We start from the raw sequence: 14965 nt of genomic DNA on the forward strand, positions 1-14965 counted from the left end.
AATCCCTTCCTTTTCTCTGTTAATGATAGGCTTTACAAATCTCTTTTAATCTTGCAATAACGTGGTCTGCTTCTTCCCATGAATAGGCAGTAGCACCAGATGCAAGCGGATGTCCGCCACCGTTAAATTCTTTTGCTAATGTATTGATAACGGGACCCTTCGAACGTAATCGTACACGGATCTGATCCCCTTCTTCAATGAAAACAACCCATGAGCATATATCTTTAACACTGCCTAGGCAGCCTACTAATAAAGAAGCCTCAGATGGCACTGTGTCATGTTCTGCCAGTAATTCTTTTGTTAGCTTCACATACGCAGCTCCATGCTCATCCATTGTAAAGTTTTGATAAATATATCCCTGTAAATTAAGTAATTTTTGCTCCATTTCGTACATGCCATCAAATAGTTGGTTTCGATCAAAATCATATGTAATCAGATCCGCAGCAACTTTAAATGTTTTAGCTGTTGTACTTGGGAATTGGAATCTGCCTGTATCGCCCACTATTCCTGCAAATAATAAGCGTGCAGCAGCATCTGAAAGTTTCCAGTTTGCTACTTCCTTGCCCTCTTCATATAATTCATAGATCATTTCACTACAAGAGCTTGCTGTCGTGTCCACCCATAAAAGATCACCATAAGCATCATCATTTGGATGATGATCAATTTTTATCACCATTTTTCCTTTTGTGTAGCGTTGGTCGTCAACACGCTCTGTATTAGCCGTGTCAGTGACAATAACTAAAGCATTTTCATACACTTCATCCGCTATTTCATCAGGCTGTGCCATAAAAGATAAAGAAGCATCATGTTCCCCTACAGCAAAAACCTTTTTCTCAGGATAATTGGCTAAAATAATCTCTTTTAAGCCTTGCTGTGAGCCATAAGCATCAGGATCAGGACGTACATGGCGATGGATAATAATGGTTTCATTGGCCTCAATTGTGTCGATGATTTGTCTTTTCACAATAATTTCCCCCAAAATGATAGTAAGAACCGTTAGCATTTTTACATAATTATCGTTACAATAATGTCTAGTTATGCTAGGAGGTTTACTATGCTCAATTTAATATTTGTGTTTGCGATTATCATATCTTTTGTTTTTTATTTTTATTTTAAAACAAAACAATTCCGTTCTCCATTACCTATTGCTAAAAACTGGTATAAAAGCAAAGCGAACATCGGCTTAGGTTCCTTAATATTGTCATTTGCTTTAAATCAAGCTTATTTATTCCCGAGCTTATTTACATTTATTATTGTAGCAATTCTTGCCGCGCTCGGCATCTTAGTTATTGTAGAAAATATAAAAAAAGCACGTCATTATGGACAATTTGTTGAGGAAGAATTCCGCATTAATCAATAATATATGTAACAAAGGGATGACCAAGCAATTGCGCTAGGCCATCCCTTTTCAATACTTAACGTTCTAATAGTTGGAACATCATCATTGCCTTACCAACAAGCATTTGTTGATTATACACTTCAAAATCCATCTTCACAAACTTACGACTCATATCTAAAATCCGAGGCTTAACAGTTAGCGTACTTTCCATTTGGACTGGTTTAATAAAGTAAATAGTCATATTCTCTGCCACTGCATCTCCACGTTTACGTCGTTTTAATGCGAATGAACCGACCTCAGCTAGTAAAGTTGTAAAAGCACCGTATGAAATTGCTCCATATTGATTAGTCATTTGTGGTGTGACTTTAAATTCAACGATGAGTTCTTCATCACCTAATACCTTCATTTCATTTTTCACTAAATCATCAATCGTTTCACCATGCTGTGGCTGTCTTTGTGCTAATTGCAACGCCTTCAGTACATCTTGACGGCTAATAACACCCTGTAAAATATTGTCGTCATCTACAATTGGTAAGAGATCAATCCCCTCCCAAATCATTCGATGCCCTGCCGAAGCGACACTCATTTTCATGGAGCCAGCAATTGGGTTTTTCGTCATTACTTTTTCAATAAGCTCGTTTTCTTCACGACCAATGACGTCTTTTACGGTAATCATACCGACCAATTTATTTTGGTGGGTAACTACAGGAAATGCACCATGGGTTGTACGTTCATTCAGCTTCTGGAAATGATGAATTGTTTCATCATTTTTTAATGCTGCAGTGTCAGTCATCGGTACATAAATGTCTTCGATAAAAAGAATATCTTTTTTAATCAATTGGTCATAGATTGCCCGGTTAATCATTGTTGCTACTGTAAACGTATCGTAGCTTGTTGAAATAATTGGTAAATCTAATGAATCTGCAAGCAACTTATTATCTTCCGTAGTATCAAAACCGCCGGTGATTAAAACAGCTGCCCCCGCTCGAAGGGCATTCTCATGTGCTTTAATACGGTTACCAACAATTAATAAGCTACCTGCATCAGTGTAACGCATCATGTCCTCTAATTGCATAGCCCCAATAACAAATTTTGTTAGTGTTTTATGTAGACCTGATTTACCACCTAAAACTTGGCCATCTACAATATTAACAATTTCTGCAAAAGTTAAGCGCTCAATATTTTCTTTCTTTTTTTTCTCAATACGAATTGTTCCAACACGTTCAATAGAACTTACTAAGCGACGATTTTCAGCTTCCTTAATTGCACGGTAAGCTGTTCCTTCACTCACTTGCATTTCCTTTGCTATTTGCCGTACTGAAATTTTATCGCCCACGGGTAGTGATTCGATGTATTGTAAAATTTTCTCATGTTTTGTAGACAAAATATCACCTATTTCCTAAGCTTCAATTCTGCTCTTAGTGTACCATATTTTTTATGAAAATATTTAATATAAAGTGATGAAATTGTTTAACTTTCCCCATCATTTCAACTACCAGCGTGGTGTCAATTCATATAGTACAGCATTACCAACGATTAGAAACAGTTTACTTTTTCGCCAGCTTTCAAAATTTGAACTTCTGTATTTTGTACTAAATCTGCAAAAATTTGTGGATCTTGCTCGATTGGTGGGAATGTATTGTAATGAATCGGTACGACAATTTTCGGCTTTAAAAACGAAACTGCACACGCTGCATCCTCTGGCCCCATTGTAAAATTATCACCAATTGGTAAGAATGCAATATCAATTGGATGTCGTTCACCAATTAGTTTCATATCACCAAAAAGAGCTGTATCGCCCGCATGATAAATTGTTAATCCTTCAATAAATAATAATAGTCCAGCAGGCATGCCCATATAAATTATTTCGTTATTTTCTGTTACATAAGAAGAGCCATGAAAGGCTTGTGTAAACTTTACTTTACCAAAGTCAAATTCCTTTGCACCACCTATATGCATCGGGTGTGTTTTTACACCTTGCCAAGAAATCCAATTAGCCAGCTCATTTGGCGCAATGACTAGCGCATCTTTTTTCTTCGCTAATTCTACTGTATCTCCAACATGATCATTATGGCCATGTGTAAGTATAATAATATCTGGCGCTTCATCAGCCACTTTTAAGTCTGTTTGCCCATTGCCATTAATAAAAGGGTCAATTAATATCGTTTTTCCATTTGTTTGAATTTTGACAACTGAATGTCCATGATAACTTATTTTCATCTTAACATCCTCCTCGATTAACAAAGTACAGTTCAACATTTTAATTCGCTACCCATGCGCTTTTTCCCTTTTTTTGATATGCTTGTACAGAGAATAATGGTAGTATTCTCTAACAGCCTTATACCCTGTTAGAGCATAATTATTCAGTACTCGATAAGAAACCTCGCTACTTTTTTCAACAGTCGAAGCTTTCTTACGTAAAATTTCCCATGCAATAAAAGGAGGACATATTGATGTCAAAGGTTGAAGAAATCCAACGTTACTTGCAGCAAAATCATATCGATGCAGCATTCGTAACAACACCTGACAATGTTTTTTACGTTTCAGGCTTTAAAAGTAATCCACATGAAAGATTACTAGGAGTCATGATTTTTAAAGATGCGGAGCCTTTTCTAATTTGTCCACAAATGGAGATTCCAGATGCAAAGGCTGCTGGTTGGTCTTATGAGGTAATTGGTCATCAAGATACAGAAAATTCGATGGAAGTTCTTGCTCAAGCGATTGTAGCACGCCAAATCACCCCAGCTACATTTGCTATCGAAAAAGCACAACTCATTGTTGAGCGCTTGGAAGCTTTACAGCAATCTTTCCCTCAAGCTAGCTTTGTGCGTCTTGACGAAAAAATTAATGCGATGCGCGTAATCAAAGATAAAAGTGAATTAGAAAAATTACGTAAAGCTGCTGAATTGGCCGATTATGCAATTGAAATCGGTTGCAAGGAAATTGCTGAAGGTAAAACAGAAATGGAAATCCTAACAGCAATCGAAAGTGCCATTCAAGATAAAGGCTGTAAAATGTCTTTTGAAACAATGGTATTGAGTGGTCCAAAAACTGCCTCTCCTCATGGGAAGCCAGGTGCACGTAAAATTGAAAAAGGTGATATGGTACTATTTGACCTTGGCGTTATTTACGATGGCTATTGCTCAGATATTACACGTACTGTAGCTTTTGGGGAGCCTAGTGAAGCACAAAAGGAAATTTATCAAACTGTTTTAGCTGCCAATACAAATGCTGTCGCAGCAGTAAAACCAGGTGTTCGTGCGATGGACTTAGACAAAATTGCGCGTGATACAATTACAGAGGCTGGTTATGGTGAATATTTCACCCACCGCCTTGGACATGGTCTTGGTATTTCTGTGCATGAATTTCCATCTGTTACAGGTGCCAATGAGATGACGATGGAAGAAGGTATGGTCTTTACGATTGAGCCTGGCATTTATAAATCAGATGTAACAGGCGTACGTATTGAGGATGATGTTGTCGTTACAAAAGATGGCGTTGAAGTATTAACAAAATTCCCGAAAGATTTAATCATTCTATAATGCAAAAAAAGGAAGCAACTAGTGTGCTTCCTTTTTCTCTGTCTAGCAAAGTTTATTGAATTAATTCATCCACATTGACAAATGGTAGTCCTTGCGAATCTGCCACTGCTTTATAAACAAGTTGTCCATCTAATGTATTCACACCTTTTTTCAGTGCTGCATTATCAAGGCAAGCTTGTTTGTAGCCTTTGTTGGCAATTTGAAGTGCATATGGAATTGTATTATTTGTTAAAGCAATTGTAGAAGTACGTGGTACCGCACCAGGCATATTTGCAACTGCATAGTGTACAACGCCATGCTTCACATAGGTTGGATCATCATGTGTTGTCACACGGTCAGATGTTGCAAAGATACCACCTTGGTCAATTGCGATATCGACTACAACAGAGCCGGCTTGCATTGACTGAATCATTTCTTCCGATACAAGTTTCGGTGCTTTTGCGCCTGGGATTAATACCGCACCAATAACTAAATCTGAATCTTTCACTGATTCTGCAATATTATATGGATTAGACATTAATGTTTGAACATCACGTCCAAACATATCTTCTAATTGACGTAAACGTTCTGGGCTTAAATCGATAACTGTCACATCAGCACCCATACCAACAGCAATTTTTGCAGCATTTGTACCTGCAATACCACCGCCAATTACTGTCACTTTTCCACGTTGTACACCTGATACACCACCTAGTAAAATACCTTTACCAGCATGGTTTCTCTCTAAGAACTGTGCTCCAATTTGTGTAGCCATTTTACCAGCAACTTCACTCATTGGTGTTAACAAAGGTAATGAACCATTTGCTAATTGTACTGTTTCGTAGGCAATTCCTACAACTTTTTTATTTAAAAGTGCCTGAGTTAATTCAACCTCTGGCGCTAAATGTAAATAAGTGAATAAAATTTGACCTTCGTAGAAGTAATCATACTCAGAAGCTACAGGTTCTTTTACCTTCATAATCATTTCTTGTGACCAAGCTTCTTTAGCTGTTTGAACAATATGAGCACCTGCTGCAATGTAATCAGCATCCGTAAAGCTTGAACCTAGCCCCGCTCCTGTTTCAATGTACACTTCATGTCCTGCATGTGTTAAAGTGACAACTCCTGCTGGTGTCATTGCTACTCGGTTTTCATTGTTTTTAATTTCCTTTGGAATACCAATCTTCATTGTTTCCTATCCCCTTCCATAACGTAAGAAATAAGCATCATTTATGTAACTAAACTTGATGCACCCCTTGCACTTCCATATTACCAAACAATTGCAAAAAAAGCTTTAACTAATGCAAATACAGATAAAATTTATAAGATTTCCAAATTAACAAATATTCAAACGTTGTATATCATTATAAATTACTATATTTAAAAACTAAAAAGGAGTCTAAGTAACCGTTAATGGACCTGATTCATGTGTAGTTGAAATCAATCAAAAAACGTTTACACACTGCAAATAGTGGGAATTAGATATTTATAATTAATGAACATTTCTACATGAAATGCCTTCACATTTTCATAATTTTTCTTGCGGAAAGTATTTCCTTTAGAAAATCATTTGGTATAATCAACATATACAAATCAGGGAGGTTTTTCAAATGGCTAATCATTATAAAAGCATTGTTGTTGCAGTAGACGGTTCAAAAGAAGCTGAATACGCGTTTCGTAAATCAATTGATGTTGCAAAACGAAACGAAGGTGCAGTGTTAAATCTAGTAAATGTAATCGATACTCGTTCATTTGCTGCTATCGAAGCATATGACCGTTCCATTGCAGAGCGTGCTCAAGCATTTTCTGAAGAACTATTAAATGGTTACAAAAAGCAAGCTGAAGATGAAGGTTTAACGAATGTTAATCTTATCATCGAGTATGGCTCTCCAAAAAATATCATAACAAAAGAGCTTTCTAACATCGTAGACGCAGATTTAATCATTTGTGGTGCAACTGGTCTAAATGCAGTAGAACGCTTCCTAATCGGTTCTGTATCTGAGGCAATTGTACGTTCAGCTAAATGTGACGTACTAGTTATCCGTACGCCTGAAAACTAATTTGTAATACATAAAAAGGTATCCTTATATAGGATACCTTTTTACTTGCACTCAAGAGCAATTACTTGCCCTCTTTCCACATCTTCACTTTTTCAAAGAATAGCGCAAGTGCCTGTTTATTCTGCATATTTGGTACTTTAGCTAATAGTACTTCTTTAGGTGCTTTCAATTCCTTCGATTGTTTTTGTAAAATCACAATGCTCTTCTCTAATGATTTATTCGCAAACATAGAATCAGGTAATTGAATAATCGCTTGAATCCACGCATGTTTTTGAATGTATTTGTGTAATTGCTTAGACTGCTCTGACTCAAACAGATGAGAGGGTGCAAGGAAAAATAAATAGCCGCCATCCTTTGTATAATTCATTGATTGCTCGATGAATAAATGATGGGCATAACTCATCCCCTCCGCTGGACATAATTCATAATCGAGCGCCACTTCTTCATTTGGATAATAACCTACAGGTAAATCACAAACAACGGCATCAACCGGATTGACCAATAAATCTTCTAAGGCATCTTGACGGTATAAAGAAATAGGTTGTTCTGTTAAGTCAGCAGTTGCAGCAGCAAGGCGAATAAGTAGCTCATCCACCTCTACACCTGTTGCTTCCACTTTTCCATCTAATAAATTCATAACCGTCAGTAATAAATTGCCCGTGCCTACTGCTGGGTCCATGATCGAGATCTTTTCATTTTCAAGACGCTCTGCAAAAATCTGCTCCACAAAGTAGCCCACTAATAGCCCTAACGTATCAGGAGTCATTTGATGATTCGGCTGTGAGCCTTTGCGCATCCCTTTTAAAATAGCAATTTGAATAGCTTTACGAATATCCTCTTTTGTTGCATCTTTTTGAGAAAAATCAACTTCGCCATCAAGCCATGCCTCTAACCCATCTAATAATCCTTCTAGTAACGTTATATTGTGTTCTTTTTCGATTTTTTCGGCATGCGCATTTAGCAAACCAAATAACTTTTCGATATTTTCCATATCTAACTTCCTTTCACGCAGAAAAGAGCCGTGACAAACACTTGTCACAGCCCCTTTGTCTAGTATTATCTTAGCCTAAAAGCAGCTTATTATGCTAGTGCTTTGACAGCTGCAATGGCCGCTTCATAGTTTGGATGATCTGTAGCTTCAGGTACATATTCAACATATGTTACTTTATTGTTTGCATCCACAACGAATACTGCACGTGTCAGAAGACGTAATTCTTGAATGTATACGCCATATGCCTCACCAAATGAAAGGTCGCGGTGATCTGATACAGTTTGGACTGCATCTATACCTGCTGCACCACACCAACGCTTTTGAGCGAATGGAAGATCCACAGATACTGTATAAATGACTACATTATCACCTAAGTTCGCTGCTTCCTCATTGAATCGACGTGTTTGCGCATCACATACACCAGTATCTAATGATGGTACAACACTAAATAAACGAACTTTTCCTTCTGAATCATTTAATGTTACAGGTGATAGGTCATTCGCTAATACCGTAAAATCTGGAGCCTGATCGCCCACCTTTACTTCATTTCCTACTAGTGTCACTGGACCATTTTTAAATGTTACTTGTGCCATCTAAACGCCTCCTAATCATCATATGTACATAATATTACTAAATGAAGGGAATTAATTGCAACTATGATAGCTTACATACTTAGAAATAGATAAGACTGTCTCCTAATTTGAGACAGTCTTATGTTTATTGTTCATTTTTTTCCTCTAGCTTGGCGAGGTCTATTTTTTCTTCTTGCACCGTAATTTCTACATGTTCTTCTTGTTTTGGTAATGTAGTCGGTGTTAAAGCCTTTTCAATAAAGATTTTTTCGTGCACCACTGTTGTATCGGCAAAATAATCATGTAAGCCTTGATTTTCTGGCAAAATCACTACCAAAATATACAGTGGCATAAAAATATTATTGATGATACGACCAATCCAATCACGGAATAACACATCTGACCAAGTTAACTGATCGTGCTTTAATGAAATGACACGTAATCCAAACACCATTTTCCCTAGCGTTTGTCCAAAGAACTTTGTCATCAGCACAAAATAACTATAGTAGAAAATTGCTGTAATAATAGAAATCGGCGCATACCAAACAGAATCAGATAAGGACCAATCCATTAAATAAAAGATAGGATTGACGAGTATTCCTCCTACAGCAGAAATAATGAATCCATCTAATAAAAATGCCCAAAATCGTACCCAAAAACCAGCAGTTTTTAATGCATAGTTTTTTTCATTTGCTGATTCTCCTGAAGTGTTTATATAGAAGCCATTTTCCAATGAGGGTGAACCTTGCATAACAATTTCATTGTTTGTCATTGTGCTCCCTCCTAGTATTCCCCATATAGATACATCATTTTCGGTGCGCTATAGTCCGTCATGATTTTCATTAGCATTTTTTCCTCGGCAGAGGGACCGAACATGGAGCCAATTTTCATACCTACGTATGATTGCCAGCCACCCATATCGTATGAATACTCAAATAAAGCCGCATCTTCAAGTCCATAATCCTCACGAAGAGCTGCAATGGCCGCTTCTTCATCACCAATTTCATCAATTAACCCTGCTTCAAGCGCTTTTGTACCGCCAAGAATACGACCATCTGCAACCTTCTTCACTTCTGCTTCAGACATATTACGTCCCTGCTCTACAATATCTACAAATTCTTCGTACGTTTCATTAATCATATCTTGCATCATTGCACGTTCCTCTTCTGTCACTTCACGCATTGGACTTAGCATATCTTTATGCTCTCCTGATTTAAACGTCTCAAATTTGACCCCTACTTTTTCAGCCAGCTCTTGATAGTTAATAGATTGCATGATGACACCAATAGAACCTGTTATTGTATCACGATGGGCAAATATTTTATCTGCTGGTGCCGAAATATAATAACCACCTGAAGCTGCCATAGAATCCATCGATACATAAATTGGTATTTGTCGTTCTTCTTTGATTTTTAGTAGCTTTTTATAGATATCTGCAGATTCCTTTACACCACCACCTGGTGAATTAACGCTTAAGACAACACCCTGTATGGACTCATCATATAAAATATTATCCAATTGTTCTAAGAAAAATTGATGATCATAGGCAACTGGTTGCCACAATGTACTTGAGCCGATATCTTGAATCGTTCCATCTACCTTTAAATAAGCAATTCGCTTATCAAAATTTTCCCCTTCAATGACATTTTCATATACATCTAAGCTATTACCTGCCATTAAGCTATCAAAATTACCTAGGAAATCTGCTTTAAATAGCGCAAAAATGGTATTAATTCCTAACGAAAATAGTAAGAGAACACCTGCCACTACTAAAGCAACCCACCTTTTTACATTCATGTCTTTCCGCCTCCTCAACACGTAATACGTATGACTTGCCAATTTGTTTCATTTTTTTGCAATAATTAAACACAAAAAGCTTTAAGCTATGTATTTCCTCATATTACCTTACCTAAAAAAAATAAAAAAATCAAAGTCCATACCTTTGATGAACTTTGATTTTCGACATTATTTCCTAGGAAATGAATTAGAATTGGAGGTGTTTAATTTCTTGTTGTCGTAATTCGACACGTCTAATTTTCCCAGAAGATGTTTTTGGTAGTTCCTCTACAAATTCAATAGCACGTGGATATTTATAAGGAGCAGTCAATGATTTAACATGACTTTGGAGTGTTTGAATAAGCGCTCCATCACCTTTTTCACCATCGCGCAGAACAATAAATGCCTTGACAATATTTCCTCTTACTTTATCAGGGCTCGCTATAACAGCAGCCTCTTTTACAGCTGGATGCTTCATTAAAGCATCCTCTACTTCAAAAGGGCCAATTGTATAGCCTGAGGAAATAATAACATCGTCTCCTCGTCCGTCAAACCAAAAGTAGCCATCTTCATCTTTATAGGCACGATCTCCTGTAATATACCAATCCCCACGAAATTGTAAATTTGTACGTTCAGGATCATTTAAATATTTTTTAAAGAGGGCTGGTGTTTCACGATGAACAGCAATATCACCAACTTCTCCGATTGCAACGGGTTTGCCCAAATCATTAATAATTTCAACAGTGTTGCCAGGAGTAGGTTTTCCCATCGACCCAACTCTTGCGTCCATTCCTACCATTGTGCCTACCAATAATGTATTTTCTGTTTGTCCATAGCCATCTCGCACTTGTAATTTGAATGTTTCCAAGAATACTCTAATGACCTCACTATTTAATGGCTCACCAGCTGATACAGCTTGGCGAATCGCACTTAAATCATATTCATATAAATCTTCAAGCGCTGCCATAAAACGATATTCAGTTGGTGTACAGCATAATACATTGATTTTGAATCGCTCAAGCAATGCTAAATAACAAGCTGCTTCAAATTTACCTTTGTAGACAAATGCAGTAGCACCACTACCTAAAGTAGCTAGAAACGGACTCCATATCCATTTTTGCCATCCTGGTGCTGCAGTCGCCCAAACAATATCATTTTCTTGTACCCCCAACCAATGTGGTGCTGTTGTTCGTAAATGAGCATAGCCCCAACTATGCGTATGCACTGCTGCTTTTGGATTTCCTGTTGTTCCGCTTGTATAGGCTAAAAATGCATGGTCTGTACTTTTTGTTGGGATAGGATTTATGTAGGTTGTAGGTTGATTATTCATTTTTTCAAGTATGTTCTGCCAAGGTTCATGTGCATTCCCTATGACAAATTGCAGTATGTCTTGTAAATTTCCAACTTTATCGAACTGTTCAATATAGGGTTCGAATGCAATAACTGCTTTAGCATTTGCATGATGAATTCGATACTCAATATCCTTTGTTCTTAACATCTCAGAACTTGGAATAATCGTTAAACCCGCTTTCAATGCAGCAATATACACTATATATGCTTCCACTGAACGTGGTACCATCACTAAAATGACATCACCTTTCTTTAAACCTTGCTTAGTGAATACATGTGCTGCTTGATTCGCTTTTTCCAATAAATGTGCATATGTAATACATTGGATGTCTTGGTTTTCCTCATAAATAATTAAAGCATTTTTGGTTGCATCCTGAGCATATTTTTCAATTTCCTCTACTATGTTATACCATTCTGGTGCAACTAAATCTTGTCTTTTCATGGCAATTGCCCCCTTTTGTTATGACACATTATAAGACTCTTTTTTCAGCATTTTCAATGGTTTGTGCTTAATTTCGGTAAAGTCATGACAACTATCATACTCTCCTATATGGCATCGGTCACATTTTATCTATAGGAAAACTTGCTATTGAATACAACTGAAAAGTATGGTACATTTTGGTCAACTAAAAGCAAGATTGCAGGGGGACTCGTAAGAGTTGAGAAGGTAAAACCTGACCCTTTGAACCTGTTAGTTAATACTGACGTAGGGAGCAATAAACATCGTTTTCAGATGAAAGGCTCTTTTCGTGCATTTTTACACAAAAAGAGCCTTTTTTGCATGCTTACGTCCATCCCTAAAGGAGGACTACAATGATTTTTCAAACAATTCGTCAACAGCAACCACTTATCCATTGTATTACCAATTATGTAGTGGCAAATTTTCAAGCAAATGGTTTATTGGCGATAGGTGCTTCACCAGTAATGGCCGATGACTGCCAAGAGGTAGAGGAGATGGTGGCCATTGCTCAAGCATTATTAATTAATATTGGAACACTTAATGATCGCACAAAAAGTGCCATGTTATTAGCAGGCGAAAAAGCCAATAAACTTGGTATTCCTGTTATTTTAGATCCTGTCGGAGTTGGAGCCACAACTTATCGTAAGGAAACCGTAAGATACTTACTGGAAAACATACAATTTGCGGTGATTCGCTGTAATCTCGGCGAGCTAGCAGCAATAGCTGGTGTAAATTGGCAACAAAAAGGTGTCGATAGTGGTCATGGCACTATCGCTATGGAATTAGAAGCCACATCATTGGCTCAACGCTATCAATGCATTGTTATTGTCACAGGAGAACACGATTTTATAACTGATGGCAAGCATAGCCAATGGATTGCTGGTGGTCATCCACAAATGACGGAAGTAACGGGTACAGGTTGTTTACTTAGCGCAATTTGTGGCGCAGCCTATAGTGTAAGCCATAATCCTTACCAACAATTAACAGAAACACTTACTTACTATAAAAAAGCAGGTGTACTGGCATCCGCATTTACTGCAGACATTGGTGATTTTCAAATAGCCTTACTCAATGCTATACATCGCTTATCAAAGGATGGTGCAGCTTCATGCATATTGTAACAACAATCGCTGGCTCAGATAGTGGTGGTGGCGCGGGTATACAGGCTGATTTAAAAACATTTCAGGAATTAGAAGTGTTTGGTACTTCTGTTATTACTGCTCTAACTGCTCAAAATACTTTGGGTGTAACAGGTGTTTGCCCGATTGACGTTTCCTTTATAAAAAAACAATTAGAAGCCTTAGTAGAAGATTTTCCAATCGCTGCGATTAAAACAGGAATGCTTTATTCCTCAGAAATTATCACAGCAATTGCACACAAGATCAGGGAGCTAAACATTCCACTGATTGTTGATCCAGTGATGATTGCAAAAGGTGGGGAAAGCCTATTACAGCCAGAAGCTATCGATGCCTTACGCTCAACTTTATTACCACTTGCTACGGTTGTTACGCCCAATATACCCGAGGCAGAGACACTTACTGGGAGATCTATTCATCATTTTGAAGATATGAAAGAAGTAGCTCAAAGCTTGTTACAGCTAGGTGTACAATGTGTCATCATTAAAGGTGGTCATTTAGCAGATCCACTTTATGCCATTGATTACGTATTTTTAAAAAATGGGCGTTCTTTTTCGATGCAGTCTCCTCGCATCCAAACAAAAAATACGCATGGTACTGGATGTACATTTTCCGCAGCACTTACTGCTTTTCTTGGACAAGGATTTGCTCTGGAAAATGCCATTATAGAAGCTAAAAAATTTATTCAATTAGCTATTATGTATAATTTATCGATTGGAAATGGTCATGGACCCACTAATCATTTTGCTTATCAACAGCATAAGGAAGCCTGTGAGGTGATTATTCATGAAACGTGAGGATTTGCAGCTTTATTTTATTATGGGTACGAGCAATGTTCCTTCTCAAGAAGAACCTATCTATATCCTCGAAAAAGCCTTGCAAGCAGGCATTACAATGTTTCAATTTCGTGAAAAAGGTCCTCACGCATTAACGGGACTTGCCTATGAACAGTTTGCACGCCAATGTCAACAACTATGTCATCACTATAATGTGCCCTTTATCATTAATGACGATGTTGATCTAGCGATACGACTCGGAGCTGATGGTGTTCATATCGGGCAAGATGATTTACCTGTAGGTGTAGCACGTAAAAGAATTGGGAACATGATTCTTGGTGTATCTGTCCATAGCGAGGAAGAATTGCAAATAGCTATGAACCATCAAGCTGATTATGTCGGCATCGGCCCAATCTTCCCAACGTCCTCTAAAAGCGATGCTCAACCACCATGTGGCACATCTTTTTTACAGGAGGCTCATTCTCTGCATCCTGAATTACCAATTGTAGCAATTGGCGGAATAAATTTCGCAAATGCACATTCTGTATTTCAAACGGGGGTTGATGGTGTTGCGGTTATTTCAGCTATTTGTCAAAGCAAAAATGTTGATTATACAGTAGCTACATTTAAATCCCTATCTTGTATAAATAAATGATCAATAAACAAACTAAAACCAGTGCCTTTTACGGTCACTGGTTTTAAGTTTATAAATGCTTAATCAGCATTTATTGGTTGTTGTTTGGCATACCTTTTAATTGAGATTCTGCCATTTGTACAAGACGTTTAGTGATTTCACCACCAACGGAACCGTTGGCACGAGCTGAAGCTTCAGCTCCTAATTGAACACCAAATTCTTGTGCAATTTCGTATTTCATTTGATCTAGTGCTTGTTGTACACCAGGTACTGCAAGCTGGTTTGAACTACGGTTGTTGTTTGAAGCCATGTTTCTCACCTCCTTGTGAATATAGAATGTGCGATATTAG

Annotated in this window: 16 protein-coding genes and 1 riboswitch; of the genes, 6 read left to right on the forward strand and 10 right to left on the reverse strand. The window is 37.5% G+C overall.

Annotation, left to right across the window (positions count from 1 at the left end; all coding sequences use genetic code 11):
- Positions 1 to 19 precede the first annotated feature (19 nt).
- The gene (locus tag QH639_RS11690; protein ID WP_131521342.1) at positions 20 to 964 is read right to left on the reverse strand and encodes a DHH family phosphoesterase; all 945 of its coding nucleotides are present in this window, start codon (positions 962 to 964) and stop codon (positions 20 to 22) included.
- Between the two features lie 90 nt (positions 965 to 1054).
- Here QH639_RS11690 and QH639_RS11695 point away from each other — a divergent pair, with 90 nt between their 5' ends.
- A complete protein-coding gene (locus QH639_RS11695; protein WP_048393558.1) occupies positions 1055 to 1360 on the forward strand; it encodes a YtpI family protein in 306 nt (101 codons plus the stop codon).
- Positions 1361 to 1415: 55 nt separating this feature from the next.
- Here the strand turns inward: QH639_RS11695 and QH639_RS11700 are convergent, their stop codons facing one another.
- Both QH639_RS11700 and QH639_RS11705 read right to left on the reverse strand, forming a co-directional pair.
- The gene (locus QH639_RS11700; RefSeq protein WP_004226205.1) at positions 1416 to 2723 is read right to left on the reverse strand and encodes a DRTGG domain-containing protein; all 1308 of its coding nucleotides are present in this window, start codon (positions 2721 to 2723) and stop codon (positions 1416 to 1418) included.
- Positions 2724 to 2875: 152 nt separating this feature from the next.
- Positions 2876 to 3559: a metal-dependent hydrolase gene (locus QH639_RS11705; protein ID WP_281116078.1), complete on the reverse strand. Its 684-nt coding sequence runs from the start codon at positions 3557 to 3559 to the stop codon at positions 2876 to 2878.
- A 233-nt stretch (positions 3560 to 3792) separates the two neighbouring features.
- On the opposite strand from QH639_RS11705, the gene QH639_RS11710 reads away from it, so the two are divergent.
- Positions 3793 to 4881, forward strand: coding sequence for a M24 family metallopeptidase (locus QH639_RS11710; RefSeq protein WP_131521340.1), 1089 nt, complete (start codon positions 3793 to 3795; stop codon positions 4879 to 4881).
- A gap of 52 nt (positions 4882 to 4933) precedes the next feature.
- On the opposite strand, the gene ald is transcribed toward QH639_RS11710, so the two are convergent.
- Positions 4934 to 6049 carry an alanine dehydrogenase gene (gene ald / locus QH639_RS11715; protein WP_004226195.1) on the reverse strand — a complete coding sequence of 372 codons (1116 nt, stop codon included), beginning with the start codon at positions 6047 to 6049 and terminating at the stop codon, positions 4934 to 4936.
- Between the two features lie 421 nt (positions 6050 to 6470).
- Here ald and QH639_RS11720 point away from each other — a divergent pair, with 421 nt between their 5' ends.
- Entirely contained in the window at positions 6471 to 6920 is a 450-nt protein-coding gene (locus QH639_RS11720; RefSeq protein WP_004226191.1) for a universal stress protein, read from the forward strand.
- Between the two features lie 61 nt (positions 6921 to 6981).
- On the opposite strand, the gene QH639_RS11725 is transcribed toward QH639_RS11720, so the two are convergent.
- The 5 genes from QH639_RS11725 to mbcS all read right to left on the reverse strand — a co-directional run bounded on the left by QH639_RS11725 (position 6982) and on the right by mbcS (position 12051).
- Positions 6982 to 7911, reverse strand: coding sequence for a class I SAM-dependent methyltransferase (locus QH639_RS11725; protein ID WP_281116079.1), 930 nt, complete (start codon positions 7909 to 7911; stop codon positions 6982 to 6984).
- 89 nt (positions 7912 to 8000) lie between these two features.
- Positions 8001 to 8504, reverse strand: a complete 504-nt coding sequence (gene tpx, locus QH639_RS11730; RefSeq protein WP_131521338.1) for a thiol peroxidase — start codon at positions 8502 to 8504, stop codon at positions 8001 to 8003.
- A gap of 124 nt (positions 8505 to 8628) precedes the next feature.
- The gene (locus tag QH639_RS11735; protein ID WP_131521337.1) at positions 8629 to 9255 is read right to left on the reverse strand and encodes an RDD family protein; all 627 of its coding nucleotides are present in this window, start codon (positions 9253 to 9255) and stop codon (positions 8629 to 8631) included.
- 11 nt (positions 9256 to 9266) lie between these two features.
- A complete protein-coding gene (sppA, locus tag QH639_RS11740) occupies positions 9267 to 10280 on the reverse strand; it encodes a signal peptide peptidase SppA (protein ID WP_131521336.1) in 1014 nt (337 codons plus the stop codon).
- Positions 10281 to 10467: 187 nt separating this feature from the next.
- Positions 10468 to 12051, reverse strand: a complete 1584-nt coding sequence (gene mbcS / locus QH639_RS11745) for an acyl-CoA synthetase MbcS (RefSeq protein WP_131521335.1) — start codon at positions 12049 to 12051, stop codon at positions 10468 to 10470.
- Positions 12052 to 12241: 190 nt separating this feature from the next.
- Positions 12242 to 12339, forward strand: a riboswitch (TPP riboswitch).
- Between the two features lie 83 nt (positions 12340 to 12422).
- On the opposite strand from mbcS, the gene thiM reads away from it, so the two are divergent.
- Genes thiM through thiE form a run of 3 tightly spaced genes read left to right on the forward strand, consistent with a single transcriptional unit; the run spans position 12423 to position 14636 of the window.
- Positions 12423 to 13190 carry a hydroxyethylthiazole kinase gene (gene thiM, locus QH639_RS11750; protein WP_131521334.1) on the forward strand — a complete coding sequence of 256 codons (768 nt, stop codon included), beginning with the start codon at positions 12423 to 12425 and terminating at the stop codon, positions 13188 to 13190.
- Positions 13178 to 14002, forward strand: a complete 825-nt coding sequence (thiD, locus tag QH639_RS11755; protein WP_131521333.1) for a bifunctional hydroxymethylpyrimidine kinase/phosphomethylpyrimidine kinase — start codon at positions 13178 to 13180, stop codon at positions 14000 to 14002. Before thiM ends, thiD begins: the two co-directional genes overlap by 13 nt.
- Positions 13992 to 14636 (forward strand): thiamine phosphate synthase, encoded by a 645-nt coding sequence (gene thiE / locus QH639_RS11760; protein WP_131521332.1) that lies wholly within the window; start codon positions 13992 to 13994, stop codon positions 14634 to 14636. Before thiD ends, thiE begins: the two co-directional genes overlap by 11 nt.
- Positions 14637 to 14706: 70 nt before the next feature.
- On the opposite strand, the gene QH639_RS11765 is transcribed toward thiE, so the two are convergent.
- A complete protein-coding gene (locus QH639_RS11765; protein WP_004226165.1) occupies positions 14707 to 14925 on the reverse strand; it encodes an alpha/beta-type small acid-soluble spore protein in 219 nt (72 codons plus the stop codon).
- Positions 14926 to 14965 lie beyond the last annotated feature (40 nt).

Origin of the sequence: Lysinibacillus sp. 1 U-2021 (genome assembly GCF_029916965.1) — a bacterium.
GTDB classification, from domain to species: Bacteria; Bacillota; Bacilli; order Bacillales_A; family Planococcaceae; genus Lysinibacillus; species Lysinibacillus capsici.

What these genes read in the sequence shown, in the direction of transcription:
- QH639_RS11735 (WP_131521337.1), bottom strand. Translation starts at nt 9,255, where the DNA reads ATGACAAACAATGAAATTGTTATGCAAGGTTCACCCTCATTGGAAAAT.
- thiE (WP_131521332.1), top strand. Translation starts at nt 13,992, where the DNA reads ATGAAACGTGAGGATTTGCAGCTTTATTTTATTATGGGTACGAGCAAT.
- QH639_RS11695 (WP_048393558.1), top strand. Translation starts at nt 1,055, where the DNA reads ATGCTCAATTTAATATTTGTGTTTGCGATTATCATATCTTTTGTTTTT.
- QH639_RS11705 (WP_281116078.1), bottom strand. Translation starts at nt 3,559, where the DNA reads ATGAAAATAAGTTATCATGGACATTCAGTTGTCAAAATTCAAACAAAT.
- QH639_RS11720 (WP_004226191.1), top strand. Translation starts at nt 6,471, where the DNA reads ATGGCTAATCATTATAAAAGCATTGTTGTTGCAGTAGACGGTTCAAAA.
- QH639_RS11765 (WP_004226165.1), bottom strand. Translation starts at nt 14,925, where the DNA reads ATGGCTTCAAACAACAACCGTAGTTCAAACCAGCTTGCAGTACCTGGT.
- tpx (WP_131521338.1), bottom strand. Translation starts at nt 8,504, where the DNA reads ATGGCACAAGTAACATTTAAAAATGGTCCAGTGACACTAGTAGGAAAT.
- ald (WP_004226195.1), bottom strand. Translation starts at nt 6,049, where the DNA reads ATGAAGATTGGTATTCCAAAGGAAATTAAAAACAATGAAAACCGAGTA.
- QH639_RS11725 (WP_281116079.1), bottom strand. Translation starts at nt 7,911, where the DNA reads ATGGAAAATATCGAAAAGTTATTTGGTTTGCTAAATGCGCATGCCGAA.
- thiD (WP_131521333.1), top strand. Translation starts at nt 13,178, where the DNA reads ATGCATATTGTAACAACAATCGCTGGCTCAGATAGTGGTGGTGGCGCG.
- mbcS (WP_131521335.1), bottom strand. Translation starts at nt 12,051, where the DNA reads ATGAAAAGACAAGATTTAGTTGCACCAGAATGGTATAACATAGTAGAG.
- QH639_RS11710 (WP_131521340.1), top strand. Translation starts at nt 3,793, where the DNA reads ATGTCAAAGGTTGAAGAAATCCAACGTTACTTGCAGCAAAATCATATC.
- thiM (WP_131521334.1), top strand. Translation starts at nt 12,423, where the DNA reads ATGATTTTTCAAACAATTCGTCAACAGCAACCACTTATCCATTGTATT.
- sppA (WP_131521336.1), bottom strand. Translation starts at nt 10,280, where the DNA reads ATGAATGTAAAAAGGTGGGTTGCTTTAGTAGTGGCAGGTGTTCTCTTA.